A 26,522-nucleotide genomic window follows, 5' to 3' on the forward strand; every position below is an offset into this window, starting at 1 on the left:
TCACTCTCTCGTGCTGTCGGGGGCGTCGCTGTCCAGCAGCCGGATCCGCAAGCGGTCGAATTCGCTGCCCCAGCCCGCCTGGTCGGTCCGAGCCAGGCCGCCCATTTCTACTACAGTACGTCGTTCATCATCGCCGCGGGCGTCCGGATACGCCCGCAACCAGATCCGGCGGCGCTTCACCAGCAGCGATACCAGCAATCCAGCCATCATCGTGAGCGCACTCGCCAGCACCCAGCCCTGCGCCGGATCGTGCGAGACCTGCAGGCTCGCGTACTCCTCGGCGCCGTCGAAGGTCACCTTGGTGCCGTCGGACAGTGTGGCCGATTCACCCGGGCGCAGATTCACCCGCTGCTCCTTGGCCAGCCGACCCTGTTTGATCATCTCCGAGTCCAGTGCGAACAGCGACTGCGCGCGGCCGGTGTCCAGGCCGGTCTCGCCGCGATAGATGTCGATGGCCACCGCCGGATCGGTGAGCCCCGGATACGACGAGGTCAGCAGATTGCCGTGCAGCAGGGCGGTGGGCGCGAACAGGCCCTCGATCGCGATCTGGTGCTTGCGGCGCTCCTGCTCGCTGCCGAACATGCCGCCGGGCGGATCGAACCGCATGACCCCGCTGGACAGGAAGGTCGTCGGATCGTCGGGACGCCACTGCGTCGTCTCCGTGCGCGTCTGGCCGTCCGGATAGGTGACGGTGAAGGTCGGCGCGTACCCGTGCCCGCCCAGATACACGCGGTCGCCCGACACCCGCAGCGGGTGGTTCACCTGGATCGTGGTGTCGCGCCAGGTGTCGTTCGCCAGGTCCGCGCCGGACTGGTAGGAGATGTCGGCGGTGAACATCTCGGCCTGCCCGTTCGACAGGTAGTCGGCCCGGAAGTCCTTGACGCGCACGCATAGTGGCGTGAGTCCCGTGCCGTCGTTGACCCGCCCGGCGCGGAAGGAGTCGAAGGCCGCGGTCGAGGTGGTGCAGAAGCCCGGCCCGTCGTCGGCGACGACGATGACGTTGCCCTCGTAGCCGAACAGCTTCCCGGCCGCGATCGCCACCAGCAGGGCGACCAGTGCCAGGTGGAAGACGATATTGCCGAGCTCGCGAACGTAGCCCTTCTCCGCCGCGAGCGTCCGCTCGCCGTCCTTCGCCCCGTCGCGCTCGACGACCCGCCACCCGCGCAATTGCTTGCGCGCCTCGGCGATCACGTCCTGCGCCGACCCGTCGACGCTGGTGGAGTAGTGGTGCGGCAGCCGGGTCAGGTTGCGCGGCGCCTTGACCGGCTGCGTGCGCCAGGCCTTGTAGTGGTCGAACACCCGCGGCACGATGCAGCCCACCAGCGACACGAACAGCAGCGCGTAGATCGCGGTGAACCAGAAGCTGGAGAACACGTCGAACAGTTGCAGCCGATCCATCCACGGCCCCAGCGCGCCCCGGTCGGCGATGTACTTGTCGACCTTCTGCGCGTTGAGGCTGCGCTGCGGCAGCAGCGCTCCGGGAATGGCCGCGAGTGCCAGCAGGAACAGCAGCATCAGCGCGGTGCGCATGCTGGTCAGCCCGCGCCAGGTATTGCGCAGCAGCGCCCACGCGCGGCGCGGGAGCGACTGGCGGGGCGGGTGGGCCGGGGCGGGAGTCATCGTTGCTGTCATGTCAGATCGGAAGGGTCACCTGGGAGACGAATACATTGCGCACCCACCCGACGAACTGATCCCACAGGCCGGTGACCAGGGCGATCCCGACGGCGACGAGCAGGATCCCGCCGATCACCTGGATGGTGCGCGAATTGCGGCGCAGCCAGCCGACGCCGCGCAGCGCGCTGGCCGACCCGAACGCCAGGATCACGAACGGCAGTCCGAGACCCAGGCAGTAGGCGACGGTCAGCACCACGCCCCGGGCGGCCGTGGCCCCTTCGGTTCCGGCGGAAACGGCCATCACACCGGACAGCGTGGGACCCAGGCAAGGCGTCCAGCCCAGCGCGAACACCGCGCCCAGCAGAGGCGCTCCGACGACGCCGGTCAGCCGCCGCGGATGCATCCGGGTGTCGCGCTGCAGCGCGGGGATCAACCCGAGAAATACCAGCCCCATGACGATGGTGACGACACCGCCGATGCGCTGCAGCAGTTCACGATTCACGTTCAGGGTTTGGATCACCCCGAAGACGGTCACCGAGGCCAGCACGAAGACCACAGTGAATCCGGCCACGAAAAGCCCCGCGGCCCCCGCGACCCGCATCCGCCCGGTCTTCTCGATCAACGTGGTCTGCGCGCCCTTCGCCTCGGCAGCGGTCACCGGCGGCGCCTCGGCGCCCACGAGCCCGGCCAGGTACGACAGGTACCCGGGCACCAACGGCACCACGCAGGGCGACGCGAACGACACCAGCCCCGCGAGCAAGCACGCCCCCAACGCGAGCACCAGCGGCCCCGACGCCGCCGTCTGCTGAAACGAATCCCCCACCCCCGCAAGCACACTCACGCCCGCCACCCCCGGTTCACGCACCCCGCGTTGGTTCGCGCACCCTCTGCGGCGCTTGCAGCGGGTGCGAGAACACGCACGGGGTGCGGCGTGGGCTGGGTTCTCACTGGGAGGCCTCCGCGGCGATGCGGTCGACTACCGGTTGGAGGTCCTCGGCCAGGAGCGGGCGGAGGAAGACCGCGGCCACCCGGTGCTGGCGGTCCAGGACGAGGGTGGTGGGGATGACGCTGGTGGGGAACTTGCCGCCGAGGGCGAGCAGGGTGCGCATCTCGGGGTCGTAGATCGACGGGTAGCCGACGCGGGCGTCGGTCACGAAATCCTGGGCCTTGTCCTGCTGCGGATCACGCACATTGATGCCCAGGAACGCGACGCCCCGGCCCTTGGACTGCTCGTAGACCTGCTCCAGCGCCGGGGCCTCGGAACGGCAGGGGCCGCACCACTGACCCCAGAGATTCAGCACCACAACCTGATTCGGGAAGTCGTCCACGGAGATCTTCTTGTCCGAGGCCAGCAGGTCCGGCCCGGACATCGTGCCGATGGTGCCGCGGCTCGCGGGCGGATCGTAGAAGATCTCGGTCTTGCCGCCCGGCGAAACGAAATCGAAGGTGCCGCCGGAGACCACCGCGTCCGAACCGGTGGAGCATCCGGCCAGCGCGGCCACCAGGGCGGCGCAGGCCAGTAGGACCGGCAGCCCCCGTCTCATGCCCCGGTCACCCGCGGATCCGACTCCCCCGCGGGCTCCGAATAGACGATGTCGATGAGCGTATCGCCCTGGTAGACCAGCGAAGTCAGCGATGCCAGGGAGCACTGCCGATGCCGCGGGTCGTGCCACAGCCGCTTGCCCTCCAGGAAGCGGCGCAGCGTCCACACCGGCAGCTGATGCGAGACCAGCACCGCCTCGTGTCCGGCCGCCTCCACCCGCGCCTTGTTGACCGCCGCCAGCATGCGGTGCGCGATCTGCAGGTAGGGCTCGCCCCACGACGGGGTGAACGGGTCGCGCAGCTTCCACCAGTGCCGCGGCTTGCGCAGCGCGCCGTCGCCGACCGACACGCGCAGGCCCTCGAAGGTGTTGCCCGCCTCGATGAGGTTGTCGTCGGTGCGCACGACCACGCCGTGCTGGACCGCGATGGGTTCCGCGGTCTCCTGGGCACGCTGCAGCGGCGACGCGACGACCAGCGAGATGTCGTGCTCGGACAGGGCCCGCGCCACGCTCGAGGCCTGCGACCGCCCGGCCACCGACAGGCTGAATCCGGGCAGCCGCCCGTACAGGATCCCCTTCGGATTGTGCACCTCGCCGTGCCGCATCACATGCACGATGGTCTCGGTGTCGGCGGCGACATCGCCGGGAAGCGTCACGGCCGCACCGGAATCCGCGCCGGACCGCGCCTCGGTCACCTCGGGGCGCACGGGCTCGGAGTTCGCGTTCGAGTCGGCGCCGGACGCGGCGGGGGTCGATTCGAGCTGTTCGGGTTCGCTCACGCGCTGGATCCTTCGGGAGTGGCCGCCGCCGCGGCCGCGGCGGCGGCAGGCAGGGCGGCGGCGATACGGGAGAATGCGTCCTCGTCGAGCGCGGCGGAGACGAACCATGACTCGAATGCGCTCGGTGGCGCATACACGCCACGATCGAGCAGAGCATGGAAGAACGCCGGGAAGCGCCAGGTCTCGGTGGCCCTGACGGCGGCGTAGTCGGTGGCCGGACGATCGGCGAAGGACACGCTCACCATATTGCCCGCGAACTGCACGACGTGGGCGACGCCCGCGGCGGTCAGGGCCTCGGTGATCAGGGTCCCGAGCCGCCGCGCGTTGCGATCGAGGGAGGCGTACACCGCGTCGTCGGCGTTGCGCAGGGTGGCCAGGCCCGCGGCCACGGCAACCGGGTTCCCGGACAGCGTGCCCGCCTGGTACACCGGGCCGATCGGGGCGAGGTGGTTCATGATGTCGACGCGGCCGCCGAAAGCGGCCGCCGGAAGCCCCCCGCTCATCACCTTGCCGAAGGTGTAGAGGTCGCCCGCGACACCGTCGATGCCGTACCACCCGGCCGGGCTCACCCGGAACCCGGTCATCACCTCGTCCATGATCAGCAGCGCGCCGTGCGCGGAGGTGAGGCCGCGCAGCCCCTCGTTGAATCCCGGCTCCGGCGCGATCGCGCCCATATTCCCGGCCGCGGCCTCGGTGATGACACAGGCGATCTGGTCCGGATATTCGGCGAAGGCCGCGGCCACGGCGTCGAGGTCGTTGTACGGCAGCACGATGGTGTCGGCGGCCTGCGCGCCCGTGACGCCCGGCGAGGTCGGCAGGCCCAGCGTCGCTACCCCCGAACCGGCGTCGGCCAGCAGCGCGTCCACGTGGCCGTGGTAGCACCCGGCGAACTTGACGATCTTGCTGCGGCCGGTGAAGCCGCGCGCCAGCCGGACCGCGCTCATCGTGGCCTCGGTGCCGGAGTTCACCAGCCGCACCCGCTGCACCGGATCGACCCGTGCGGCGATGGCCTCGGCCAGCTCGATCTCCGCCTCGGTCGGCGCGCCGAACGACACCCCGGCGACGGCGGCGCGCCGCACGGCCTCCACCACGGCCGGATGCGCGTGGCCGAGGATCATCGGACCCCAGGAGCACACCAGGTCGACATAGTCGTTGCCGTCGGCATCGGTGAGTGTGCAGCCGCGCGCCGAGGCGATGAATCGCGGTGTGCCGCCGACGGATTTGAAGGCCCGCACGGGCGAGTTCACGCCGCCGGGAATGATCGCGGCGGCGCGTTCGAAGAGGCTGGCGGAGACCGGCACGGGCAGTTGGGTCGCGCGCGGAGAGGAACTCACGGCCCCCAGTGTCGCAGTTGTGCCCGGGCCGGTCGACGACAGGGTGTAGTGGGGTGAGCCACGGCACACCGCCTTCCGGCGTACGCCGAGGCCGAGGACTTGTCTCATGATTTGCTCCCGCCACCTTCATCTCTCGCAAGAAACACCCGAAACCGCAACACGCCGGAGCGTCTTTCTCTCTATATCGGTCGCTGAACGATTGCTGATCCGTAGTCTCGAAGGTACGACTCACCAACGGCCGGGAGGGATTTCATGCGAACCATCCTGCTCAGCACAGCCCTGCTCATCGCCGGGATCACCGCCGCGCTCGGCGGCGCCGCCTCGGCCGCGGCGGGCACCCCGGTCGCCCAGCCCGATCAGGGGCGGATCGGAATGAACCTGTCGCACGACGAGACCGCCGCCCTGGCGGACGGTCCGCTCCCCGCGCTCGTCACCAAGGTGATTCCGCAGAATCGCATGGGTGCGGGGCTGCAGCCCGATACCCAGCTCTATCGCGACGAGAACGGCAATATCCACGCGTCGCTGCGCCAGGTGATCAACGAGGCCGCCGCCCACCCCGACGGCACCGTGTCGATCTACTTCAACGCACCGGGCACCCACGGCTCCCGGGTGCTCGACATCTATCAGCGCTGGGGCTGAGCCCGGCGGATCACGACAGCGGCACGCCGAGGCAGAATACGGCGAAGCCCGTGGTCAGCAGGCAGTTCAACGGGGTCGGCAGCACGTCCAGCGGCGAGACCGCGGGAGCGCTGGGCGGTGCGGGCGCCGGGACCACGGGTGCGGCGGCGGCCGGTACGACGGCGGCAGCGCCGACGGATCCCGTGGCCAGCACGGCGAGGGCGGTCCGTCTCACGAGATCTGTGCGCTTCATACCGCCCATTGTCCGCCGGTTCCGGCGACACTCAACCGCCGCGGGTCGCCGCACCGAGATCGATTCCTGCGGCCGTCAGCGGGTCCGGGCGCCGCGAGCGACCAGGTCGACGATGGCCAGACCGGCCACCGCCACCAGGAATGCGGCCAGGCCCAGCCACGGACCGGAATAGCGCGTGGCCTCGAAGGCGGGCTGCTCCCCCACGGCGGCGAACCACGTGGTGCTGATCCCGTGGCGCCAGCTCCGCACGGCCGCGCCGAGGCACACCACGAGTAGCACCAGGTCGGCCAGGATCCACAATCGGCGCATCACCGGGCATCCTCCTGCGCGCCGGAGTCGGGCAACCGTTGGAGCGCATCGTTCAGTGCCACGCGCAGCCCGCGATGGTCACGCGCCCACGCTTGCACCAGCCCGCCGTCGCGCAGCTTCAACCCGATGCCCTTGCGGCGGCGCGGGACACCGGTCAGCTCACCCAGTGCCCGTGCCGACTGCCAGTCCTCCTCGTCCCAGGACTCCTCGTCGTGCTCGGGGAGGATCGCGGCGATGCTGTCCAGCGGCAGCGTTTCGGTGCCCTCGCGCAGCGTGGTGTCGGTGAGTTCGACGCTGACGTGCCGACGCCCCGCCACGACCTGCAGGGTCACGAATCCGGCCAGCAGTGCGGCGCAGAAGACCAGGCCGAACCAGTGCACCTCCCGTGCCCGCAACCCGAGTTCCAACCCGAGGATGATCAGGCACAGCAGCGGGCCGTAGGCTACCGTGCGCCAGCGGGCACCCGGCTCCGCGAACAGCGCCTCGGGCGCGGTCTGAGCGGCGTTCATGCGAGGGGTTTCAGCCGACCGCTCCCGGCAGCAGCAGGACGGCGAGGGTGAGCAATCCGAACAGGATCAACAGACTCAGTACCAGTACATCTCGCCGAAGGCTTTGCGGCTGCTGTATCACCACGCGCATCGATGCCTCCGCTCCACCGGAGCCCTCCGCGTAACGCGATCCCGGGGACAACGCCCGAGCAACGACATCCGGTTCCCAAATCCTCTGTGACTGCCCTCACGATACATCCTGGCCTTTCGAGGGCAAATTCGGCGCCGACCTCACCGGCCGTTCAACCGGAAGTAGGCCTCGGATTCCTTTCTGCGGCACAGGAACAGCGCGCCACCGGCCAGCACGGCCTGCAGGATGGCGGCCGCGCCCGCGAGCAGCGGCAGCATGCCGTTCGCCGCGCCGAGCCCGACCATCGTCCCGATCGCCCCGAACACCAGTACCGCGGCCGCGATGTCCAGCAGCGTGCGCGCCCACAGCTTGCCGCGACGCAGCTGATGCACCACCGCCAGCACGCCCACGGCCAGCGCCAGGCCGAACACCACGATCAGCACCTGCATCACCGACACGATCAACTCGACCTGGGCGAGCGAGGCCTGCGGCTGCTGGGCGTGCACCTGGTCGTAGAGGTCCTCCGCCAGCTCGCGCCGGTTGGTGAACCGGTCCACGGCACCCGCGACCAGCCGGACCACACCGAATCCGACCACGCCCCACCACAATTGACCGGCGGTGCGGACATCGTCGGGCACCGCCACGGGGCCGGGCCGCCCCGGTGGACTCCACTGATTCACGACAGCCGGTGCGCGACCTCGGTCGCCCCAACAGACGGAGCCACAACGACCCCGCGGGCCCACAGCTTCACGACAACCAATGCGCCGCCTCGGTCGCCCCAACAGACGGAGCCACAACGACCCCGCGGGCCCACAGCTTCACGACAACCAATGCGCCGCCTCGGTCGCCCAGTAGGTGAGCACGATGTCCGCGCCCGCTCGGCGGATGCCCAGCAGCGACTCCAGCACCGCGCCGCGGTGGTCGATCCAGCCGCGCTGGGCGGCGGCGGTGATCATCGCGTACTCACCCGAGATCTGATAGGCCGCGACCGGCACGGTCGAGCGGTCGGCGACGTCGCGCAGGATGTCCAGATACGACATGGCGGGCTTCACCATGACGATGTCCGCGCCCTCCGCCAGATCCAGGTCCAGTTCGCGGATGGCCTCCCGACGGTTGGCCGGATCCTGCTGGTAGGTACGCCGGTCGCCCTGCAGCGAGGAGCCGACGGCCTCGCGGAACGGGCCGTAGAACGCCGAGGAGTACTTCGCGGCATAGGCGAGGATGCCGGTGTCGGTGCGGCCCGCCGCGTCCAGGCCCGCGCGGATCGCGCCGACCTGGCCGTCCATCATGCCGCTGGTGCCGAGCAGGTCGGCACCGGCCTCGGCCTGCGCCAGCGCCATCTCCACATAGCGGGTGAGGGTGGCGTCGTTGTCGACGGCACCGTCGGGCGACAGCACCCCGCAGTGCCCGTGATCGGTGAATTCGTCCAGACAGGTGTCGGCCATGACCACCGTCGAATCGCCGACCTCCTCGGAGAGGGCGCGCAGGCCGCGGTTGAGGATGCCCTCGGGCGCGCTCGCCTGGCTGCCGGTGGGGTCCTTGTCCTCCGGGCGCGGCACGCCGAAGAGCATCAGCCCGCCGACACCGGCGGTGACCGCCTCGACGGCGGCCTTGCGCAGCGAATCCATCGAGTGCTGGTGCACACCGGGCATCGAACCGATCTCGCGCGGCTCGTCCAGGCCGTCGCCGACGAACATCGGCAGCACCAATCGCCTTGGTTCCAGCGTGGTTTCGGCAACGAGGCGCCGCAGGGCAGGAGTACGACGCAACCGCCGCGGGCGGTCCATTCCGGTCATGATCCGCACGATACGCCCCGCTCCGAGGGCGGATTTCAGCAGACCTCGGAATCATTGTGGCCAGCGGTTTTTGTCGGTGCCCGGAGGTAGAATCGAAGATGTGTTCGATGGTTCCGGGCCCGGTGTCACCGCGGTTCGGTTCCGATGGCGAGGGGAGGATCTCGTGGCTACCGCACCGACGATCATCGATCGGCCCTATGTGCCGCTGGTCAAACGACCGCTGCCGCCGGGCAGGCCGCGGTCCTGGTACGTGACGCACAACCGACGCCTGAAGGCGATGCGGCTGGCGATCGCGTTACTCGATTCCGGGGTCTACCGGGCGAGTCTGGCCGATAACGACAGGATCCGGCATACGGCCGCCGTCGTCGGCATCCATCCACCGTCCGACAAGACCTGCCGCCTGGTCCGCGATCTGATGCGGGCTCGCCGCTGACGTTCGTTCGCGTCAGCGGCTGCGGCGGCTCTTCTTGCGCGGCGGGGGCAGCAGGCCCTCGGCGCGCAGGTGGGCGGCGTGCTCGGCGAGCGCATCGACGAGCGGGCCGACCTGCGCCACCTCCGGCTGCACATCCACGCGCAGGCCGAATTCGATTGCCGTCTCGGCGGTCTTGGGGCCGATGCAGGCAACGATGGTGCGCGCGTGCGGTTTTCCGGCGATGCCCACCAGATTCCGCACCGTCGACGAGGAGGTGAACAGCACGGCGTCGAACCCACCGGTCTTGATCATCTCGCGGGTCTCGGCGGGCGGCGGCGAGGCGCGCACCGTGCGGTACGCGGTCACGTCGTCGATCTCCCAGCCGCGGTCGCGCAGCCCCTCGGCCAGCGTCTCGGTGGCAATGTCGGCGCGCGGCAACAGGACTCGGTTGACCGGATCGAAGACGTCGTCGTAGGGCGGGAAGTCGGCCAGCAGGCCCTCCGAGGACTGTTCGCCGCTGGGCACCAGTTCGGGGTTGATGCCGAACGAGCGCACCTTGTCCGCGGTGGCCTCGCCGACACAGGCGATCTTCACGCCGGAGAAGGCGCGGGCGTCCAGGCCGAATTCGCCGAACTTCTCCCACACGGCGCGCACCGCGTTGGTCGAGGTGAACACGACCCACTGGTAGCGGCCGTCGACCAGGCCCTTGACCGCGCGCTCCATCTGCGCGGGGCTGCGGGGCGGCTCGACAGCGATGGTCGGCACCTCCATCGGGATGGCGCCGTGCATGACGAGCTTCTCGCTCATCTCGCCCGCCTGCTCCTTGGTGCGGGGCACGAGCACCGTCCAGCCGTACAGCGCCCGCGACTCCCACCAGGACATCTTCGAGCGCTTCTCGACCTCCTTGCCGACCGTGACCACCAGGGGCCCGACCAGTTCGGAGGCGGCGGAATTCAGCGTGGCCAGCGTGGCCTCGATGGTGCGCTGCTGGCGGGTGGTGCCGCGCACCGTCACCGCCACCGGGGTCTGCGGCGCGGCGCCGTGCTCCACCAGCGCGCTCGCGGTCTCGGCCAGGTGCCCGGAGGTCGCGTGCAGCACCAGCGGTCCCGGAGCCGCCGCGACGGCCGCCCAGTCCACCTCGCCGCGCACGTCCACCTCGGTGTGCTTGGAGCCCAGCGCGATCCCCGCGTAGGCCGGGACGGTGGCGCCCGAGGGCAGGCCCGGCAGCACCTCGAAGGTCATATGGGAACGGGTGACGGCATTGACCTCCGCGATCACCGAATCGGTGGTCAGCGGGTCGCCGGAGACCAAGCGCACGACATCGTGGCCATTGCGCGCCTCCGCGACCAGGGTCTTGGCCACCTCGGACGGTTCGCCGAGCGCCGGGCGCACGTCGACCGGCGACTCCCCGTCCGGGTTCGGCTCCACCGCGGTCCCGACCACGGCGAGCACGCCCTTGTCGACATCGGGATCGGTGAACGCCAGCGTCGCCCGCCCCAGCACCTCGCGGGCCCGGACGGTGAGCAGGGCCGGGTCACCGGGACCCGACCCCACGAACAGGATCCGACCGGGGTGCTTCTTGGTGGCTCGGCTCATTTGGGCTTCTCCATTGGGCTGGGATTACTGAGGTCTGAAGGGGCGCTGTCGTCAGCGCTGAGCAGGTCGCGGGCTCCCAGGTCCAGGAGCTCACGCGCCAACGAGCGGCCCAGCTGCTCCGCGTTCGCGAGCGAGCCGACCACGGATGCTCGGATGACGTCCGAGCCGTCGATCGCCGCCGCGCACCCGCGCAGCGACAGTTCCTCGAACACCCGGCCGTCGTCGTCGAGCGACTCGACCACTTCGGCCAGCGCGCCGACCGGGGCAGTACAACCCGCCTCCAGTTCGGCCAGCAGCGACCGCTCGGCCAGCACGGTAGCCCGGGCGGCGACGTCGTCCTGGGCGGCCAGGATGGTCACGAGATCGGTGTCCTCGGCGCGGCATTCGACCGCGAGCGCGCCCTGTGCCGGGGCGGGCAGCATCTGTACCGGCTCCAGCGCCTCGGTGACCTCGTCGAGCCGGTCGACGCGGGCCAGTCCGGCGCGGGCGAGGATCACGGCGTCGAGCTCGCCGTCGACGACCTTGCGAATTCTGGTGTCGATATTGCCGCGCAGCGGCAGCACCTCCAGGCCGAGGCCCAGCGCACGCAGCTGCGCGACCCGGCGTGGCGCCGAGGTGCCGACCTTCGCCCCGGGCGGCAGCTCGCCGAGCACCATGCCGTCGCGGGCGACCACCGCGTCGCGCGGGTCCTCCCGCGCCGGGACCGCGGCGATGGTGAACCGCGGATCCGGCGCGGTGGGCAGGTCCTTGTAGGAATGCACCGCGATATCGACTGCCCCGCAAGCCAATTCGTCGCGCAGGGCGGTGGTGAACACGCCGACGCCGATCTTCTCCACCGGATCGGAGGACTTGTCACCGGCTGTCTTCACGACGACGAGTTCGGCCTGCTGCCCGGCCGCGATCAGCGCGTCGCGGACCGTGCCCGCCTGGGTCAGCGCGAGATGACTGCCGCGGGTGCCGATCCGCCAGGGCGCCTGGGCCGTGCCGCGGCCGGTCATGGTGTGCTCCTGCACCGTTGCGTTGGTCATGATGCCGTGTGCCCTTGCCCTTCGCTGTGATGACCAGAGGTGAAGTCGTCGGCCAGCTCGCCCAGGGCCGCGATCTCCATCGGCGCCGCCACCGCCTGTGCCGCACCGGGTTCGAGCGCGAACAGTTCGCGCAGCGCCTCGGCGTAGGAATCGCCGCCTGGCGTGGAGGCCAGCTGTTTGACCCGCACCGTCGGCGCGTGCAGCAGTTTGTCGACCACCCGCCGCACGGTGCGCGCCACCTCTTCGCGCTCCGGATCGGCCAGGCCCGGCAGCTTCGACTCCAGCCGCAGCAGTTCGCCCTCGACCACCTCCGCGGCGCGCTGGCGCAGCGCCGCCACCGTCGGCGTCACCTCCGCCATACGTTGGCCCGCAAGGTATTTCGCGAGTTCCTCGGCGACGATGGCGCGCGCGGCGGTGGTGTCGTCGGCGGCCGCCCCGGCCGCCGGATCGCGCTGCAGCGTCTCCATGTCGATGACCGTGACATCGGGCAGCCCGGCCACCGCCGGGTCCACATCGCGCGGCAGACCGAGATCGCAGATGACCATCTGGTGGCCGGTCCGCGCGGCGTTCAGCGCGCGGTGCGCGTCGGCCAGCGTCACCACCGAGCCCACCGCGCCGGTGCTGGTGATCACGATGTCGGCATCGGCCAGCGCGGCGACCAGTCCGGACAGATCCGCCGCCGAGGCCGACGCATCGTGCATGGTGGCCGCGGTGTGGGCGAGCCGCCGCGCCCGCTCCAGGGTCCGGTTGACGACGGTGATGTGGCCGACCCCGGCCCGCGCGAGATGCGCCACCGCCAGACCGCCCATCGCACCCGCGCCGATCACCACGGCGGCGCGGCCGTCGAGCCGACCGAGCACCGTGCGTGCTCGATCCAGCGCGACCGACACCACCGAAGCACCGGCCCGGTCGATTCCGGTCTCGGTGTGCACCCGTTTGCCCACCCGCAACGCGTGCTGGGCCAGTTCGTGCAGCGTGCGCCCGGCCGACTGCTGCGCGTCGGCGGCGGCGTAGGCGGCGCGGATCTGGCTGAGCACCTGCTGCTCGCCCACCACCATCGAATCCAGGCCGCTCGCGACCGCGAACAGATGTTCGGCGGCGGCCTCGCTGTAGCGCACGTAGGCGTGCTTGGTCAGTTCGGGCAGCGGCAGCCCGGAGTGCTTGGCCAGCAGGTCGCCGACCTCGGCCAGGCCGCCGTGGAAGGCGTCGACGACCGCGTAGACCTCGACGCGGTTGCAGGTGGAGACGATCATCGCCTCGGAGATGTGCTGGGACGCGAGCATTCGATCGGTGAGCTTGGGCCGGTCGTCCTCGGTGACGGCGACCTTTTCCAGCACCGCGACCGGTGCGCTGCGATGCGAAATACCGACTAGAAGCACACTCATGGTGCGACCACCGATCCCTTGCTGTTTGGCTCCGTTGCCGAATGCTTCATGCCCACGTGCGAGCGGTCCGCCAGGCGGCGGCCGATCGGGGTGGACACGGCGGTCACGGTCTCGCCCGCGGCCACGTCGTGTGCGTCGTCGTGTGCTTCCGCCTCCGCGCTGCGCGCGCGCTCGAAGGACAGCATCTGCATCTCGACCGCGAGGTCGACCCGGCGGACCTCGACCGACGCGGGGGCGCCCAGCGCGGTCGGGGAGAAGCTGAGGATGCTCTGCACCCCGGCCGCGACCAGTTCGTCGCAGACCTCCTGCGCCGTCGCGTCCGGCACGGTGATGACCGCGATCGTCGGCTCCAGTTCGGCGACGGCGGCATGCAGTTCCGCGACATCGCGCACCGCCAGCCCGTTGACCGCCTCGCCGATGATCTTCGGATCGGAGTCGAAGATGCCGACCATGCTGAACCCGCGCCGCCGGAAGCCGCCGTAGCCGACCAGGGCGCGGCCCAAATTTCCGGCGCCGACCAGGATCACCCGGTGCCCCTCGGACAGGCCGAGCACGTCCTCGATGCGGGCCCGCAGCTTGGCCACGTCGTAGCCGACACCGCGAACGCCGTTGGGTCCGAGGAAGGACAGATCCTTGCGAAGCTTCGCAGAACCGACACCCGCCGCGACAGCCAGTTCTTCACTCGATACGATGAGGACACCCTCGTCGGCGAGCATGGCCAGCACCCGGAGATAGGTGGCCAGCCGAGCTACGGTCGCCTGGGGAATGTCCTTCTGCAGAGCTCTGCCGGAGACGCCACCGTTGGGCGTCTCGTGCTGCTCTGTCACGTCGTTCGGCTCCTCGTCCGGCCGGGGATAGGTGTCCGGTTCGCTATCGACCGCGCCGACGCCGGGGGCAGACGCCGGTATCGGCACATCGGGGGTCGGTCGGGTGCTTCCGCTGCCTGCAGCAGTCGGTTTGCGTGTCACCACCGTAACTGCTTGTGAAGCCCTGCACAAAGTCGGTGAATTCGGTCACTCGGGCACGCCGCCCGCCCCGGACCTCACCCGCCACATTCAACCCGCAATGGCCGGTGGGTTTCCACACAACGCGCCGGGGCCGTAGCCCGGCCGACCGTTCGCGCCGGAGTTCAGCGGCTCAGGTCCGCCCGCAGCCGCGCCTCGTCGACGTCGAAATAGCTGTGCTCGCGCCCGTCGAGCAGCACCACCGGCAGCCGATCCCCGAATTCGGCCCGCAGCCCCGGATCGGTCGCCGCCGCCTCGTCCACGTCCCTGGCCTGCGGTTCGATCCCGAAATCCGCACAGATCCCCCGCAACTGCTCGAGCGCCACGGTGCACATCCCACAGCCCGCCCGCGTCAACAAGATCACCGAATGCGTCGCCTCGCTCATGCCTCCCATTAAATGCCGCAACCCCGCCACGGGCGGCGACCCCGGCCGTCAAACCCGGCTAGGGTTGGAGTGTTCGCGCGGACGGGCGGAGGTAATTGGTGCCGGAACGATCGAAAGATGCGAGGACGGGTTTCATCGCGGGCAGGTTCGGCGAATTCCCGGCGCGCTGGAGTCAGGGCCTGTCCGATCAGATCACCCGCATCGCGCGCAGCCCGTTCGGTCCCAGCGAGGAGGAGGTGCGCGCCAACCTCGCCGGTGAGGCCAGCGCCGACGCCGCGCTCGCGCTGCACGACGCGGAACTGGCGGAAACCGGCGCCGGGCAGGGCTTACCGCCCCATGCCCCGCCGCGTGACCTGACCGCGGCCGCGTTCTTCGACGTCGACAACACCATGGTGCAGGGCGCCTCGATCGTGCACTTCGCCCGCGGGCTGGCCGCGCGCAAGTACTTCAAGTCCTCCGATCTGGTGGACATCGCCTGGAAGCAGGTGAAGTTCCGGGTGACCGGCAAGGAGAGCAAGGGCGATATGGCCAGCGGTAAGGAGAAGGCGCTGTCGTTCATCGCCGGGCGCTCCACCGCGGAGCTGGCCGAACTCGGCGAGGAGATCTACGACGAGATCATCGCCGACAAGATCTGGCCGGGCACCCGGGCGCTGGCACAGATGCATCTGGACGCGGGACAGCAGGTATGGCTCGTGACCGCGACCCCGGTCGAGCTGGCTCAGGTGATCGCGAAGCGGCTGGGGCTGACCGGCGCGCTGGGCACCGTCGCGGAGAGTGTGGACGGCGTGTTCACCGGACGGCTGGTCGGCGACATCCTGCACGGCCTCGGCAAGGCGCACGCGGTGCGCACGCTGGCGATCCGCGAGGGCCTGAACCTCAAGCGCTGCACCGCCTACTCCGACAGCCACAACGACGTCCCGATGCTGTCGCTGGTCGGTACCTCGGTCGCCATCAACCCCGATTCGGACCTGCGTGAGGTGGCCAAGAACCGCGGCTGGGAGGTCCGCGACTTCCGCACCGGCCGCAAGGCGGCCAAGATCGGCGTGCCGACGGCGCTGGCGCTGGGCGCGGCGGGTGGTGCCGCCGCGGCGGCGATTACGAGGAAGCGCGACGCCAGGGGCTGACCGAGGCTAGCCCGTAAAGGGATTGCGGCGCTTCATCAGTAGTGTGTACAAGGTCTGCTGGATGGTCTCGCGGACCTGGTCGGTGACCTCGAACATCGTCATCGGGTCGTCGGCGGACTCGGGCTCGTAGGCGCTCGTGGAGATCGGCTCGCCGAATTCGATGTACCATTTCGACGGCAGCGGGAGCGCGCCGAGCACGCCTAGGTGCGGGAACAGCGGTGTCACCGGGAAGTACGGCAGGCCGAGCAGCCGGGCCAGCGGCTTGAGGTCGGCGAGCTTCGGGTAGATCTCCTCCGAGCCGACGATCGAGCACGGGATGATCGGCACACCCGTCTTCACCGCGGCCGAGACGAAGCCGCCGCGACCGAACCGCTGCAGCTTGTAGCGCTCCGCGTACGGCTTGCCGATGCCCTTGAAACCCTCGGGGAACACGCCCGCCAGCTCACCGGCCCGCAGTAGGCGCTCGGCGTCGGCGGGGCAGGCCAGGGTATGACCGGCCTTGCGCGCCAGCCCGCCCAGCACCGGCATTTCGAAGATCAGGTCCGCGGCCAGGATGCGCAGCGCCCGCTGCTTCGGGTGCCGGTCGTGCACGGCCAGCTGCAGCATCAGGCCGTCGATCGGCACCACCCCGGCATGGTTGGACACGATCAGCGCCCCGCCGGATTCGGGCAGGTTCTCGATGCCGTCGACCTGCACCCGGAACCACAGGTCCGACAGCGGGCGCAGGGCGGGCAGCACCACCGACTCCAGCAGGTGCTCGTCGAGCCCGAACTCGTCCACCTGGTAGTCGCCGGTGAGGCGGCGGCGGGCGAAATCGGCGGTGCCGCGAATGCCGTCGACGAGCGTGCCGCGCACCAGCTCACCGAGGCTCTGCGGCGGCTTGGGCCCGTCGGCGAGCCGTTCGGTCAGCGATGTCACCGTGCTCGGCGACGCCTCGCCGGGCCAGCGGCGACCGGCCGTCGCCCTATGCCGGGACTCGAGGTCCACCTCGTGCAGTTGGATTACCTTGGCCACGTCATTCATCGGTGTGCTCCCGCTCCGGCCCCGACCAGGCCGAGAAGTCTCGTCTCTGCGGCGTCGATCCACCGTGGATCGATGACGGGCCGCAACGCTGCGCCCCCTACGAAGTCGTCGAATGCCTGCACTGTCGTCCAGCGCGGCTGGAATCCCAGTTCGGCGCGCATGCGGGTGGTGTCCAGCCCGCATCCGAAATGGAAATAGTCGATCTGTTCGGCGGTGAACTCCCGCATGACCGGGCCCATGACCGAGCGGCCCACGCTCCGGAACACGGCGAACGGCACCGGCAGCTCGATCCGGCCCGCCCGGCGCAGCGCCTGCGACAGCGCCAGCGCTCCGTCCCCGGCGACATTGAACGTGCCGCCCGGCGCGGCCAGCGCCGCATGCGCCAGCGCCGCGATCGAATCCTCCTCGTGCAGTAGCTGCAGACGCGGATCCCGGCCGAGGATGGTCGGCGTGACCGGGGAGCGGAAATATTGCACACCCCGACGCGCCAATCGCGGACCGACTATCGGCGGAAACCGCAGAATTGCCGTGGCGATATCCGGACGCCGGCGCGCCAGCCCGCGCACGAAACCCTCGACTTCGATCATGTCGCGCGCGAACCAACCACTCGGTGGTGTTCGCGCGCTCATTTCCTCGGTGAATTTCGCCGGATCTTTCGCACTGCATCCGTATACCGCCGAGGACGAACGCACCACCACCCGGCGCACGCTCGGCGCCTTCTGGCAGACCGCGAGCAGCTGCATCGCGCCGAGTACGTTGAAGTCCTTCATCACCGCGCGCCCGCCCCCCGACGGCGGCCGCGACAGGACCGCCGGGTGCACCACGGTGTCGACCTCGTTACCGTCGATTACCTTGCGGATCAACGGGTTTCGAATATCGGCCCGGACGAATTCGGCGCGGCCCATGCGGCGCAGCAACTCCCGCCCCGGCATGCGCGCGTCCACGGCGACGATGCGTTCCACCGTGGGATCGGCGGCCAGCCGCGCGACCACGTTGCCGCCGAAGAACCGGCTCGCACCGGTCACCAGCACAACCTTGGGCGTATGCCCGTCCCGCACGTTCGCACCCACGCCGGATCCCACCTATGCAGCCCCCGTTTCGCCTGATTCCCGGGTTCCAGAGTAGCCGCTGCCGCCCGGGTCGCCGACGGGTTTAACCTGCTTCTTACGATGACTTCGGTCATAGGAAACCACGAGAATTTCAAACTCGGCATTTTCAAATTGAAAAGCCCGCCACCTGATCGGTGACGGGCTTTCAGCTATCGCCCAGCGGCGTTCGCGGGCGGGGGCCACGACGGGCGCCGCACGCGCCGCAAGCGGGTCCGGCGACCTACTTGCCGAGTTTGCGACGCTGCACACGCGTGCGGCGAAGCAGCTTGCGGTGCTTCTTCTTCGACATGCGCTTACGGCGCTTCTTGATCACAGAACCCATAGGGTTGTTCCTCGCGTTCTCTCTCTACCTCGGCGCGCACGCCGGTTTACGTACGCCCATCTTCCCGGTCGCCCGCGGCCTTGCGTCCGGGGCCGCGGTTGCCGACTCAGCGACAAGCCGGTGACACCGCGGGAGGCCGCCATCGACCTCAGCAAGCCTGGCTCCTCGTGTCTACCCGCCTGAACCACACGCGCCGACGGGCGAACACGACGGTGTTTCATCGTACCGGGCCAACCGGCGGCGAACGAAACGGGGATCGAGCACCCCGGACCGGCCGGACCGAGCCCCATGCGGATGCGCACGGAGCTACTCGGTCCGGCCTACGCCGGAACGACGTGTGCGGCGGCCGGGACCGCCCGTCCCGCCCTACCCCGCGTCGAAGTAGGACGTCTGCAGATAATCGTGCACGGCCTTGGCGTGCACCCGGAACGATCGACCCACCCGCACCGCGGGCAGTTCACCCGAATGCACCAGCCGGTAGACCGTCATCTTGGACACCCGCATCAGATTCGCCACCTCGGCGACGGTGAGGAACTGGGTTCCTCCACCGATCACGGGACCCGTACTTGGAGAGCTGTTTCCAGACATCATGCGCCACTGACACCTCCGGCACGTCCGCGCCGCCGGCTTCCCCACCGGCGGAACAGACACGCACGTGCTCCTTGAAGCTTAGCGTGACCAGTGGGATTACTGCGACGGGTGGGAGATAACAGTGTCGATTGCGCGCTACTCGCCCGTCGTTCCCTGTTCCACCGAGCGTCGCTTGGCGGCATGCAGGGCCTCCCAGAATGCCGAGCGCACCCCGCCGCGCTCCAGTTCGCGGATCGCGGCCGCGGTGGTGCCCGCCGGGGAGGTGACGGCCGCGCGCAACTCCGCCGCGTCCTGACCCGACTCGTCCAGCAGCGCCGCCGAGCCGAGCATGGTCTGCGTGACCAGCCGGGTGGCCACGTCCCGGGTCAGCCCGAGGCCCACGCCGGCCTCGACCATCGCCTCCGCCACCAGGAAGAAGTACGCCGGACCCGAACCGGACACCGCGGTCACGGCGTCCATCTGGGACTCGGGGACGGTCACGACCGTGCCGACCGCCTCCAGCAGTTCGGTCACCTGCCGCAGTTGGTCGGCCTTGGCGTACCGGCCCGCCGCGAGCACGCTCATCCCCTGACCGACCAGCATCGGTGTATTGGGCATGACGCGGACGACCGGGAACCCGGCCGGGAGCTTGGCCTCCAGCCTGGCGGTGGTCACACCGGCGGCCAGCGATACCAGCACCTGGTCGCGGTCGTTGTCGAGTTCGGCCTTGCCCAGTGCGGTCAGCACGGCCTCGATGTCGTGCGGTTTCACCGCGATCACAAGCACATCCGCGGTGGCCACCGCGTCGGCGACGGTATCGGTGACCCGGATGGCGAATCGTTCACCGAGGAATTCGGCCCGCGCCGCCACCGGCTCGACGACGACCAGATCCTTGGTCGCCCACCCGGACTCGAGCAGTCCGGCGAGCAACGCCTCGCCGATCCGGCCGCCACCGATCACCGCAATTCTCGTCATGACGGCAAGGCTATCCGCGTGCCGCGACGCGTCGAGCAAAGGGCCGGTGGTGGCTTCCTACCGCGGTTGCGGGATCAGCGCGAGCTGACGGGTCTGCGCGACCACGGCCCCGGTGGAGTCGAGGACGAGCTGATCCTCGTCGAACATCCGCTCGCCGATCTCGTGCGCGGTCGCGATGATCCGCAGCCAGCCCGGGGCCGGGCGGCGGCGCAGGTAGGTGGTCATCTGCACGGTCGGGGCCCAGCCGAAGTGGCCCAAATTGATCGGCACCGGCGGGCTCATATCACCGGCCATCATCGCGAAGTAGGCGGCGATATCGGGATCCTGTCCGTCGGCGTCGCGGGGCCGGATCCACAGCCGCAACCGCGGCTCGCCCTGCTTGCCCTCCAGAAAGGGCGCCCAACTCGGGTCGATCGCCACCGCGGCGGCGCGCGCGACGTGCACGAGACGGCCCATCGGCGAATCGTCCTCGTAGCCGAGCGCGTCGGCCGGTGGCTCGGCGGGCATGTCGGGGTGGTCGTCGTGGTCGTAGACCGGCGGGGTGTCATCGAGGTAGCCGAAGGTGAAGGCGGTGTGCACCAGGGTGCGGCCGTCCTGCACCAGATCGGCGTCGACCAGGCAGATCTGCCTGCCCGTCTTGCGGATGCGGACGAGGTACTCGACCTCGCCGGGATCGGGGGCGCCGAGGAAGTCGCTCGAGCCCGCGATCGGGAACATCTCTTCCATGCTGGGCTCGGCGCCGCGCAGCCAGCGAGCGGCGGCCGCGGCGCTCGTCGCGACCATGGTGCCGCCGTGCACTTTGTTGCCGATGGTCCAGGTCTCATCGATGAATCCGCGGAAGCGTGCGGCACCGGGAACATCCGACGGCAGTTCGGTCAGCGCGCAGACCCGGGTGAAGGGAGCGTCACCGAGATCCACACTCGATCGTTCCGCATCGATGGCCAGTTCCGTCACCGCCGCTCCTTCCTGCCGACATGCTCGTACAGCGTATAAGTCTGCCCGTCCCCGCCGGATTCCCCCACCGGATGTGACGAATTCACCACATGGGGCCGACACGAACGCACACCGGGCGAGGGCGGCGTGTGGCCGCCTCGTATTTCCGGTGCGCTTTCGGCCGGAATCAGTGGGCGCCGGTGGGCTGGGGGGTAGGGGCGGGTTGGAGGTTGTTGAGATGGGCTCGGGCGAAGGTCAGGGCGCGGTGGAGGGTGGCGGCGCGGTTGCCGGTGGTGCGGGCGTTCTGGGTGTTCACCTCGATCACCGCGTGGCCGCGGAAGCCGTTGCGCACCAACGATTCACAGACCTGCGCGCACGGCTGACCGCCGTCGCCCGGGACCAGGTGCTCGTCATGCGCGGCACCGGTGCCGTCGGCCAGATGCAGGTGGGTCAGGTTGGGTCCCATCCGGGCGGCCAGGGCGAGCGGATCCATGCCGGCGGTCGCGGTGTGCGACAGGTCCAGGGTGTAGTGCTGGTAGCCGGTGTCGGTCGGGTCGTAGGACGGGCTGAAGGTGGTCAGCGCCAGGCCGGGCCCGCCGCGGCGCTCCAGTCGCCGCGCCGATCCCGATCTCCGTCCGAGCAGGCTGTCGGCCCGCATCGGGAACATGTTCTCCACGGCCACCACGACCGGACTGTGCTCCTCGAGGCGGGCCACCTGCTCGGCGAACCCCTCGGCGTAGCGGCGCTGCCAGCGGAACGGCGGATGGACCACCACCGTGCTCGCGCCCAGCGCCTCCGCGGTGTGCACACTGCGCGCCAGCTTCGCGATCGGATCGGCTCCCCAGACCCGCTGCGAGATCAGCAGGCACGGCGCGTGCACCGCCAGCACCGGCACCCCGTACCGGCGCGCATAGCCCTGCACGGTGGCGATGCTCTGGCTGGCCGGTTCCGCCCAGACCATCAATTCGACGCCGTCGTAACCGAGTTCGGCCGCGTACCGGAATGCGGCCTCGGTGTTCTCCGGATATACCGATGCCGTCGACAACCCCACCCGGATGTCGTTCCCCTGTGTGATCCCCACTGCCGCTCCCTGCTCAGTTGGTGCTGAGAAGAAAGGCTAGCGGGCCGAGCGTCACGAAGATGCCCACGACGACCGCGATCACGGTGCTGAAGATGTCGTCGGTGCGCCGCAGCACCCGGACGAGCGCCACCAAGCCGAGGATCACCACCATCGCCAGCACCAGGGCGACGAAAGGCATGACGTCCCACATCTTCTCGAAACCCTTGAACAGCAACATGCCCGCGACCGCGGCCCCGGCGACCTGGCCGCCGAGAATCATCCACTGCTGCCGGTTGGGGTCGGCCGCGACCTTGCCGCCGCCCCGGGCCTTGCGGGCCGACGCGGCGAGCCCCGCGACCCGCGCCTTGGCGGCCTGGGTCGCCTGCGCGATGCGGCCCGGTTCCTCGACGTCGTCGTCGGGATCGAGGTCGTCGTCGAGGTCGTCGTCGAATTCGTCGTCGAGGTCGTCGTCGAAATCGTCGTCGGGATCGATCGGCGCGTAGACGTCGGTGCGATCGTCGGGCGGTTCGAGCAGATCGGAAGCACCGGCTCGCCGGGAGTCGCGGCGGTCGTGGCGGTCACGCAGCAGATCACCGGCAACCGTGGACCCGGAGATCAGTTGCTGATCCTGCCCGGCCAGCGACCAGACGGCCGTCGCCTGGTCCGGATCTCCGGGCGGGGTGACGGCGCCGTTACGCGCCGGGTGATCGGAATGCGGAGCCGGAGGCTCGGGCGCCTTACGTCTTCGCGCCGACCACGCGGGTAAACCGGATGCCGGGGGCGCCCCGGCCCCGTTGCGCAGTCCCGGCGGGGGCGGGGGGAGTTCCCGGCCGCGGTGCGGCGGCGGCAGCGGTTCGGCCTCGGGCGCACGCGCGGGCGCCCAGCCCGGGGGCGCGGCGGTCGGGCCGTCGGCGGGCCGGGCGAACGGCCCGCCGAACGGCCGGACCGCGGTGGCTTCCTCGTCCGGGTCGTGGCGACGACGGCGGCCGGGTGCGGGTGGCGCCTGCTCGGGCGCGAACTGCGGGGCCGCCGGGTCGCCCTGCTCGGCCAGCGCCTCCATGGCCTCCATGCGCTCGCGCCGCGCGCGGCGGCCGCCAGGGGTCGGTGGCGCGGGGTCGGCGGCCGGGGGCCAGCCGAAGCTCGTCGGATCGCGCAGCGCGGCATCCGACATGGCGGGCGACTGGTAGGACGGCGGCTGATACGCGGGCGGTTCGTAGGCCGGTGCCTGGTAGCCCGTCGGCTCGTACGACGGCGGCGCCGAGCCGTTCGTACCCGAGCCGTTCAGCTCGGAACCGTTGTAGCCCTGCCCATTGAAACCCGGCTCACCGAATCCCGAACCACCGAATCCCTGGCCGTTGGCCCCCGAACCGTCAAAACCATGCCCGTTGTAACCCGCGCCGTCGAAACCTTGGCCGTTGTAGCCCGAACCGTCGAAACCACGCCCGTTGGCACCAGAACTGTCGAAACCCTGGCCGTTGAAACCCGAACCATCGAAACCACGCCCGTTGGCACCAGAACTGTCGAAACCCTGACCGTTGTAGCCCGAACCATCGAAACCACGCCCGTTGGCACCAGAATCGTCGAAGCCATGCCCGTTGTAACCCGAACCGTGGAAACTCTGACCGTTGGCACCCGAGCTGTCGAAACTCTGGCCGTTGAAGCCCGAGCCCCCGAAACCCTGACCGTCGAAACCCGAACCGTTCGCGCCGGCGCCGTGGACCGCCGAACCGTTGGTCTCACTACCCGAACTGTCCCCCAGCGGGTCGTAGTACGAGATCGGTCCCGACAGCGGCGAATACGCTGGGCCGCCGTCGAAATCGGGCGTAGCGGACGGGAAGTCGGGGGCCGCCTCGGCCGCGGCGTCGGTCTCGGGTTCGGGTGCGGCGTGCGAGGCCGAACCCTCGCGCACGGTCGGCATATCCCCGGTCAGCTCGGTCACCGAGATGCCACGGCCGCTGCGGCGGCGCCGACCGCCCCCGGACGCCGGAACGCCCTGGCCGTTGCGGGCCAGCAGCTCGGCGACCGACAGCTGGGTGGAGTCCTCACTCATGGCGACACCGTTTCGGTCGGGCCCGGTACGCCGTTCGGGCGGCCGATATCGGCACCGGGTTCGCTGTCCAGGTCGGTATCCAGTTTGCGCAGGATCAATCCCTCCCGCAGCGCCCAAGGGCAAATCTCGAGGGTATCCAGCGATAACGCTCGCATACTCGCCTCCGCGACCAATGCGCCAGCCACCAACTGCTGTGACCGATCGGAACTAACGCCGTCCAATTCTGCCCGGTCCGACGCGGTCATCCGAGAGATGAACGCGATCAGCTGCCGTAGATCGGAACTGGAGAGAATACGCCGCTCCCGCGGACCCGCGGCAGAGGGGGCCGCGCCGGTGAGACGGGCCAGCGTGCGGAACGTTTTCGAGGTCGCGACGGCCAGGTCGGGGCGCCCCGGCTCCAGCAGCTGCTTGGCTGGCCCCACCATCTCGGCGTTCAGCCAATCGCGCAGGAAGCGGACCCGCTGTTTACCCGGTGGATCGTCTTCGAACCACTCCCGGGTGAGCCGACCGGCGCCCAGCGGCAGCGACAGCGCCACATCCGGCGCCTCGTCGCATCCGTTGCTCATCTCCAGGGAACCGCCGCCGATGTCGAGGTTGAGGATGCGACCGGCGCTCCAACCGAACCAGCGGCGCACGGCCAGGAAGGTCAGCCGCGCCTCGTCCACGCCCGCCAGCACCCGCAGATCGACGCCGGTGTCGCGGCGGACCAGCGTCAGCACCTCATCGGAGTTGGTGGCATCGCGCACCGCCGACGTCGCGAACGGCATCAGCTCCACGCAGCCGGAAGTCTTTGCGATGCTGGCGAATTCGGCGACCGTCTCGGTGAGCCGGGCGGCGCCGTCGGGAGTGATGCGGCCGTGGTCGTCCATGTTCTCCGACAGCCGCAGCGCCGCCTTCCGCGAGCTCATCGGCATGGGATGGCCACCCCGATGCGCGTCCACCACAAGCAGGTGGACGGTATTGCTTCCCACATCGAGCACACCGAGCCGCACATGAACACGGTACTGGGTCCCGGACATACCTCGGAGTACGAACCGAAACGTGGCTCATTGGTGACGCGGACGAAATGCGTAAATCCCCCGGGACCGAAGGCTCTCCGGCCGCGGCTGTTAGCGTTTGGCGATGTGACGGCAGGAGCTTCCGCGAGCGCCCCGACCGGGCTGCGATCAGCGGCGAAGATCGATCCCACGCCCGAGGTCGATCTCGACTTCCCACGGGAGTGGATCGAGTTCGTCGACCCCGCGAATGCCGAGCACACCGTCGTGGCGGACCTGACCTGGCTGCTGTCGCGCTGGACCTGTGTCTTCGGCACGCCCGCCTGCCAGGGCATCATCGAGGGCCGCCCGGACGACGGGTGTTGCTCGCACGGCGCGTTCCTCTGCGACGACGACGATCGCAAGAAGCTGCAGAAGGCTGTGAAGATGCTCACACCCGAGGATTGGCAGCTCATGGACGAGGCCCGCGACTCCGACGGCAAGGTCCGCAAGAAGCTCTATCTCGAGGAGGACGACCTCGACGACGAGCCCGCGCTGCGCACCCGGCGTTATGACGGCGCGTGCATCTTCCTCAATCGGCCCGGCTTCTCCGGCGGCATCGGGTGCGCCCTGCACAGCATGGCGCTGCGCAAGGGCCTCGAGCCGCTGACGGTGAAGCCCGAGGTGTGCTGGCAGCTGCCGATCCGGCGCACCCAGGACTGGGTGGACCGCCCCGACGGCGTGCAGATCCTGCGCACCACCCTCACCGAATACGACCGCCGCGGCTGGGGTCCCGGCGGGCTCGACCTGCACTGGTACTGCTCGGGTTCGCCCGATGCGCACGTCGGCTCGCGACCGGTCTGGCAGTCCTATGCCCCCGAGCTGATCGAGCTGATCGGCCAGCCCGCGTACGACGAACTGGCGCGGCACTGCAAGCGGCGCGAGGGGCTGGGGATCGTCGCGGTGCATCCGGCGACCGCGGAGGCCGAGCGCGACGCGTGAACGGTAGCTTCCGGGAATACCCAGCGCACCAACCGGATTCGTAGGTATATGGTCGACTCACCGGAGATGCCCGAGACCGAACCGGGCGGCACCGGCCCGCACGTCCGAATTCTGTTGGTATCCGGCAGCACTCGGCCTGGCTCCACCAATACCGCGGCACTGGCGACCTTCGCAGACGTTGCGCCGGAGGATATTTCGACCGAGGTGTATACGGGGCTCGCCGACATTCCCGCCTTCGTCCCCGGCGACGGCCCGTCCCCGGCCGCCGTCGCCGATCTGCGGGAGCGACTTGCGGCGACGGACGCCGTGCTTTTCTGCAGCCCCGAATACGCGGGCCTGATGCCGGGCAACCTGAAGAATCTGCTGGAGTGGACGGTGGGGACCGCCGATCTGCACGAGAAGCCGGTGGCCTGGATCAATGTGGCGGCGGACGGGCGCGGCGACGGCGCGGTCGCCTCGCTGCGCACTGTGCTCGGTTACGTGGGGGCGGAGATCATCGAGTCCGCCTGCCCGCGCATCACCGTGCTCGGCGCGATGGTCGGGCCCGACGGCCTGGTCGCCGATCCGGCGGTCCGGGGGCGGCTGGAGGGGGTCGCGGCGGCGATTGCGGGCCATCTCACATCGCGGCACGGCGACTGAGGTCGCAAGCGGGCAAATACGCGGTGCGCCAACGGAGAACGCGTCCGGCCGAGGTGCCGACACCGCGT

Annotated in this window: 29 protein-coding genes; 5 read left to right on the top strand and 24 right to left on the bottom strand. The window is 69.9% G+C overall.

What is annotated here, in order from left to right; genetic code table 11:
* The 5 genes from resB to hemL all read right to left on the bottom strand — a co-directional run bounded on the left by resB (nt 1) and on the right by hemL (nt 5,268).
* Nucleotides 1-1,632, bottom strand: coding sequence for a cytochrome c biogenesis protein ResB (gene resB / locus ACYVLQ_RS31120; RefSeq protein WP_460701101.1), 1,632 nt, complete (start codon nt 1,630-1,632; stop codon nt 1-3).
* 1 nt (nt 1,633) lies between these two features.
* A complete protein-coding gene (locus tag ACYVLQ_RS31125) occupies nt 1,634-2,455 on the bottom strand; it encodes a cytochrome c biogenesis CcdA family protein (RefSeq protein ID WP_460701102.1) in 822 nt (273 codons plus the stop codon).
* Nucleotides 2,456-2,558: 103 nt separating this feature from the next.
* Entirely contained in the window at nt 2,559-3,158 is a 600-nt protein-coding gene (locus ACYVLQ_RS31130; RefSeq protein WP_460701103.1) for a TlpA disulfide reductase family protein, read from the bottom strand.
* Nucleotides 3,155-3,760: a histidine phosphatase family protein gene (locus ACYVLQ_RS31135; protein WP_068027959.1), complete on the bottom strand. Its 606-nt coding sequence runs from the start codon at nt 3,758-3,760 to the stop codon at nt 3,155-3,157. The genes ACYVLQ_RS31130 and ACYVLQ_RS31135 overlap by 4 nt, the downstream gene beginning before the upstream one ends.
* 170 nt (nt 3,761-3,930) lie before the next feature.
* Nucleotides 3,931-5,268, bottom strand: coding sequence for a glutamate-1-semialdehyde 2,1-aminomutase (gene hemL, locus ACYVLQ_RS31140; protein ID WP_460701104.1), 1,338 nt, complete (start codon nt 5,266-5,268; stop codon nt 3,931-3,933).
* A 252-nt stretch (nt 5,269-5,520) separates the two neighbouring features.
* On the opposite strand from hemL, the gene ACYVLQ_RS31145 reads away from it, so the two are divergent.
* Complete coding sequence (locus tag ACYVLQ_RS31145; RefSeq protein ID WP_460701105.1) at nt 5,521-5,907, top strand: hypothetical protein; 387 nt, start codon at nt 5,521-5,523, stop codon at nt 5,905-5,907.
* Between the two features lie 10 nt (nt 5,908-5,917).
* On the opposite strand, the gene ACYVLQ_RS31150 is transcribed toward ACYVLQ_RS31145, so the two are convergent.
* The 5 genes from ACYVLQ_RS31150 to hemB form a co-directional block, all read right to left on the bottom strand.
* Nucleotides 5,918-6,139: a hypothetical protein gene (locus tag ACYVLQ_RS31150; RefSeq protein WP_460701106.1), complete on the bottom strand. Its 222-nt coding sequence runs from the start codon at nt 6,137-6,139 to the stop codon at nt 5,918-5,920.
* Between the two features lie 75 nt (nt 6,140-6,214).
* Nucleotides 6,215-6,451: a hypothetical protein gene (locus tag ACYVLQ_RS31155; RefSeq protein WP_460701107.1), complete on the bottom strand. Its 237-nt coding sequence runs from the start codon at nt 6,449-6,451 to the stop codon at nt 6,215-6,217.
* On the bottom strand, nt 6,448-6,957 hold the full coding sequence (locus ACYVLQ_RS31160; RefSeq protein WP_460701108.1) for a hypothetical protein: 510 nt from the start codon (nt 6,955-6,957) through the stop codon (nt 6,448-6,450). Before ACYVLQ_RS31160 ends, ACYVLQ_RS31155 begins: the two co-directional genes overlap by 4 nt.
* A 270-nt stretch (nt 6,958-7,227) precedes the next feature.
* Complete coding sequence (locus ACYVLQ_RS31165) at nt 7,228-7,746, bottom strand: hypothetical protein (RefSeq protein WP_460701109.1); 519 nt, start codon at nt 7,744-7,746, stop codon at nt 7,228-7,230.
* Between the two features lie 138 nt (nt 7,747-7,884).
* Nucleotides 7,885-8,862 (bottom strand): porphobilinogen synthase, encoded by a 978-nt coding sequence (gene hemB, locus ACYVLQ_RS31170; RefSeq protein WP_460701110.1) that lies wholly within the window; start codon nt 8,860-8,862, stop codon nt 7,885-7,887.
* 163 nt (nt 8,863-9,025) lie between these two features.
* Between hemB and ACYVLQ_RS31175 the strand changes: the two genes are divergently transcribed.
* Entirely contained in the window at nt 9,026-9,295 is a 270-nt protein-coding gene (locus ACYVLQ_RS31175; protein ID WP_460701111.1) for a hypothetical protein, read from the top strand.
* A 12-nt stretch (nt 9,296-9,307) separates the two neighbouring features.
* Here ACYVLQ_RS31175 and ACYVLQ_RS31180 read toward each other — a convergent pair whose 3' ends face one another.
* The 5 genes from ACYVLQ_RS31180 to ACYVLQ_RS31200 form a co-directional block, all read right to left on the bottom strand.
* Nucleotides 9,308-10,870, bottom strand: coding sequence for a bifunctional uroporphyrinogen-III C-methyltransferase/uroporphyrinogen-III synthase (locus ACYVLQ_RS31180; RefSeq protein ID WP_460701112.1), 1,563 nt, complete (start codon nt 10,868-10,870; stop codon nt 9,308-9,310).
* The gene (hemC, locus tag ACYVLQ_RS31185) at nt 10,867-11,868 is read right to left on the bottom strand and encodes a hydroxymethylbilane synthase (protein ID WP_460701223.1); all 1,002 of its coding nucleotides are present in this window, start codon (nt 11,866-11,868) and stop codon (nt 10,867-10,869) included. Before hemC ends, ACYVLQ_RS31180 begins: the two co-directional genes overlap by 4 nt.
* Nucleotides 11,869-11,894: 26 nt before the next feature.
* Nucleotides 11,895-13,283: a glutamyl-tRNA reductase gene (locus ACYVLQ_RS31190; protein WP_460701113.1), complete on the bottom strand. Its 1,389-nt coding sequence runs from the start codon at nt 13,281-13,283 to the stop codon at nt 11,895-11,897.
* Nucleotides 13,280-14,110 carry a redox-sensing transcriptional repressor Rex gene (locus tag ACYVLQ_RS31195; protein ID WP_460701114.1) on the bottom strand — a complete coding sequence of 277 codons (831 nt, stop codon included), beginning with the start codon at nt 14,108-14,110 and terminating at the stop codon, nt 13,280-13,282. Before ACYVLQ_RS31195 ends, ACYVLQ_RS31190 begins: the two co-directional genes overlap by 4 nt.
* Nucleotides 14,111-14,412: 302 nt before the next feature.
* Nucleotides 14,413-14,673 carry a glutaredoxin family protein gene (locus ACYVLQ_RS31200; RefSeq protein WP_460701115.1) on the bottom strand — a complete coding sequence of 87 codons (261 nt, stop codon included), beginning with the start codon at nt 14,671-14,673 and terminating at the stop codon, nt 14,413-14,415.
* A gap of 98 nt (nt 14,674-14,771) precedes the next feature.
* On the opposite strand from ACYVLQ_RS31200, the gene ACYVLQ_RS31205 reads away from it, so the two are divergent.
* Entirely contained in the window at nt 14,772-15,797 is a 1,026-nt protein-coding gene (locus ACYVLQ_RS31205) for an HAD family hydrolase (protein ID WP_460701116.1), read from the top strand.
* 6 nt (nt 15,798-15,803) lie between these two features.
* Here ACYVLQ_RS31205 and ACYVLQ_RS31210 read toward each other — a convergent pair whose 3' ends face one another.
* From ACYVLQ_RS31210 to ACYVLQ_RS31250, 9 genes are all read right to left on the bottom strand, one after another.
* Complete coding sequence (locus ACYVLQ_RS31210) at nt 15,804-16,820, bottom strand: lysophospholipid acyltransferase family protein (protein WP_460701117.1); 1,017 nt, start codon at nt 16,818-16,820, stop codon at nt 15,804-15,806.
* On the bottom strand, nt 16,817-17,890 hold the full coding sequence (locus ACYVLQ_RS31215) for an NAD-dependent epimerase/dehydratase family protein (protein WP_460701118.1): 1,074 nt from the start codon (nt 17,888-17,890) through the stop codon (nt 16,817-16,819). The genes ACYVLQ_RS31210 and ACYVLQ_RS31215 overlap by 4 nt, the downstream gene beginning before the upstream one ends.
* Before the next feature lie 259 nt (nt 17,891-18,149).
* The gene (locus ACYVLQ_RS31220) at nt 18,150-18,251 is read right to left on the bottom strand and encodes a 30S ribosomal protein bS22 (protein WP_003402602.1); all 102 of its coding nucleotides are present in this window, start codon (nt 18,249-18,251) and stop codon (nt 18,150-18,152) included.
* 366 nt (nt 18,252-18,617) lie between these two features.
* Nucleotides 18,618-18,806: a helix-turn-helix domain-containing protein gene (locus tag ACYVLQ_RS31225; RefSeq protein ID WP_308163356.1), complete on the bottom strand. Its 189-nt coding sequence runs from the start codon at nt 18,804-18,806 to the stop codon at nt 18,618-18,620.
* A gap of 171 nt (nt 18,807-18,977) precedes the next feature.
* Entirely contained in the window at nt 18,978-19,796 is an 819-nt protein-coding gene (proC, locus tag ACYVLQ_RS31230) for a pyrroline-5-carboxylate reductase (RefSeq protein ID WP_460701119.1), read from the bottom strand.
* Nucleotides 19,797-19,853: 57 nt separating this feature from the next.
* On the bottom strand, nt 19,854-20,750 hold the full coding sequence (locus ACYVLQ_RS31235) for a thioesterase family protein (protein ID WP_460701120.1): 897 nt from the start codon (nt 20,748-20,750) through the stop codon (nt 19,854-19,856).
* Between the two features lie 166 nt (nt 20,751-20,916).
* Nucleotides 20,917-21,780, bottom strand: a complete 864-nt coding sequence (locus tag ACYVLQ_RS31240; RefSeq protein WP_460701224.1) for a sugar phosphate isomerase/epimerase family protein — start codon at nt 21,778-21,780, stop codon at nt 20,917-20,919.
* A 43-nt stretch (nt 21,781-21,823) separates the two neighbouring features.
* Nucleotides 21,824-23,839, bottom strand: a complete 2,016-nt coding sequence (locus tag ACYVLQ_RS31245; RefSeq protein WP_460701121.1) for a hypothetical protein — start codon at nt 23,837-23,839, stop codon at nt 21,824-21,826.
* Entirely contained in the window at nt 23,836-24,831 is a 996-nt protein-coding gene (locus ACYVLQ_RS31250; RefSeq protein ID WP_460701122.1) for a Ppx/GppA family phosphatase, read from the bottom strand. The genes ACYVLQ_RS31245 and ACYVLQ_RS31250 overlap by 4 nt, the downstream gene beginning before the upstream one ends.
* Before the next feature lie 132 nt (nt 24,832-24,963).
* Between ACYVLQ_RS31250 and ACYVLQ_RS31255 the strand changes: the two genes are divergently transcribed.
* Together ACYVLQ_RS31255 and ACYVLQ_RS31260 are read left to right on the top strand one after the other, a co-directional pair.
* Entirely contained in the window at nt 24,964-25,815 is an 852-nt protein-coding gene (locus tag ACYVLQ_RS31255; protein ID WP_460701123.1) for a hypothetical protein, read from the top strand.
* A 66-nt stretch (nt 25,816-25,881) separates the two neighbouring features.
* Nucleotides 25,882-26,454, top strand: a complete 573-nt coding sequence (locus ACYVLQ_RS31260) for an NADPH-dependent FMN reductase (RefSeq protein ID WP_460701124.1) — start codon at nt 25,882-25,884, stop codon at nt 26,452-26,454.
* Nucleotides 26,455-26,522: the final 68 nt, after the last annotated feature.

The organism is Nocardia thraciensis (genome assembly GCF_054782435.1).

Coding starts and splice junctions, on each gene's coding strand:
- resB (WP_460701101.1), bottom strand. CDS start 1,632: ATGACAGCAACGATGACTCCCGCCCCGGCCCACCCGCCCCGCCAGTCG.
- ACYVLQ_RS31130 (WP_460701103.1), bottom strand. CDS start 3,158: ATGAGACGGGGGCTGCCGGTCCTACTGGCCTGCGCCGCCCTGGTGGCC.
- ACYVLQ_RS31135 (WP_068027959.1), bottom strand. CDS start 3,760: ATGCGGCACGGCGAGGTGCACAATCCGAAGGGGATCCTGTACGGGCGG.
- ACYVLQ_RS31145 (WP_460701105.1), top strand. CDS start 5,521: ATGCGAACCATCCTGCTCAGCACAGCCCTGCTCATCGCCGGGATCACC.
- ACYVLQ_RS31150 (WP_460701106.1), bottom strand. CDS start 6,139: ATGAAGCGCACAGATCTCGTGAGACGGACCGCCCTCGCCGTGCTGGCC.
- ACYVLQ_RS31160 (WP_460701108.1), bottom strand. CDS start 6,957: ATGAACGCCGCTCAGACCGCGCCCGAGGCGCTGTTCGCGGAGCCGGGT.
- hemB (WP_460701110.1), bottom strand. CDS start 8,862: ATGACCGGAATGGACCGCCCGCGGCGGTTGCGTCGTACTCCTGCCCTG.
- ACYVLQ_RS31180 (WP_460701112.1), bottom strand. CDS start 10,870: ATGAGCCGAGCCACCAAGAAGCACCCCGGTCGGATCCTGTTCGTGGGG.
- hemC (WP_460701223.1), bottom strand. CDS start 11,868: ATGACCGGCCGCGGCACGGCCCAGGCGCCCTGGCGGATCGGCACCCGC.
- ACYVLQ_RS31190 (WP_460701113.1), bottom strand. CDS start 13,283: ATGAGTGTGCTTCTAGTCGGTATTTCGCATCGCAGCGCACCGGTCGCG.
- ACYVLQ_RS31200 (WP_460701115.1), bottom strand. CDS start 14,673: ATGAGCGAGGCGACGCATTCGGTGATCTTGTTGACGCGGGCGGGCTGT.
- ACYVLQ_RS31210 (WP_460701117.1), bottom strand. CDS start 16,820: ATGAATGACGTGGCCAAGGTAATCCAACTGCACGAGGTGGACCTCGAG.
- ACYVLQ_RS31220 (WP_003402602.1), bottom strand. CDS start 18,251: ATGGGTTCTGTGATCAAGAAGCGCCGTAAGCGCATGTCGAAGAAGAAG.
- proC (WP_460701119.1), bottom strand. CDS start 19,796: ATGACGAGAATTGCGGTGATCGGTGGCGGCCGGATCGGCGAGGCGTTG.
- ACYVLQ_RS31245 (WP_460701121.1), bottom strand. CDS start 23,839: ATGAGTGAGGACTCCACCCAGCTGTCGGTCGCCGAGCTGCTGGCCCGC.
- ACYVLQ_RS31260 (WP_460701124.1), top strand. CDS start 25,882: ATGCCCGAGACCGAACCGGGCGGCACCGGCCCGCACGTCCGAATTCTG.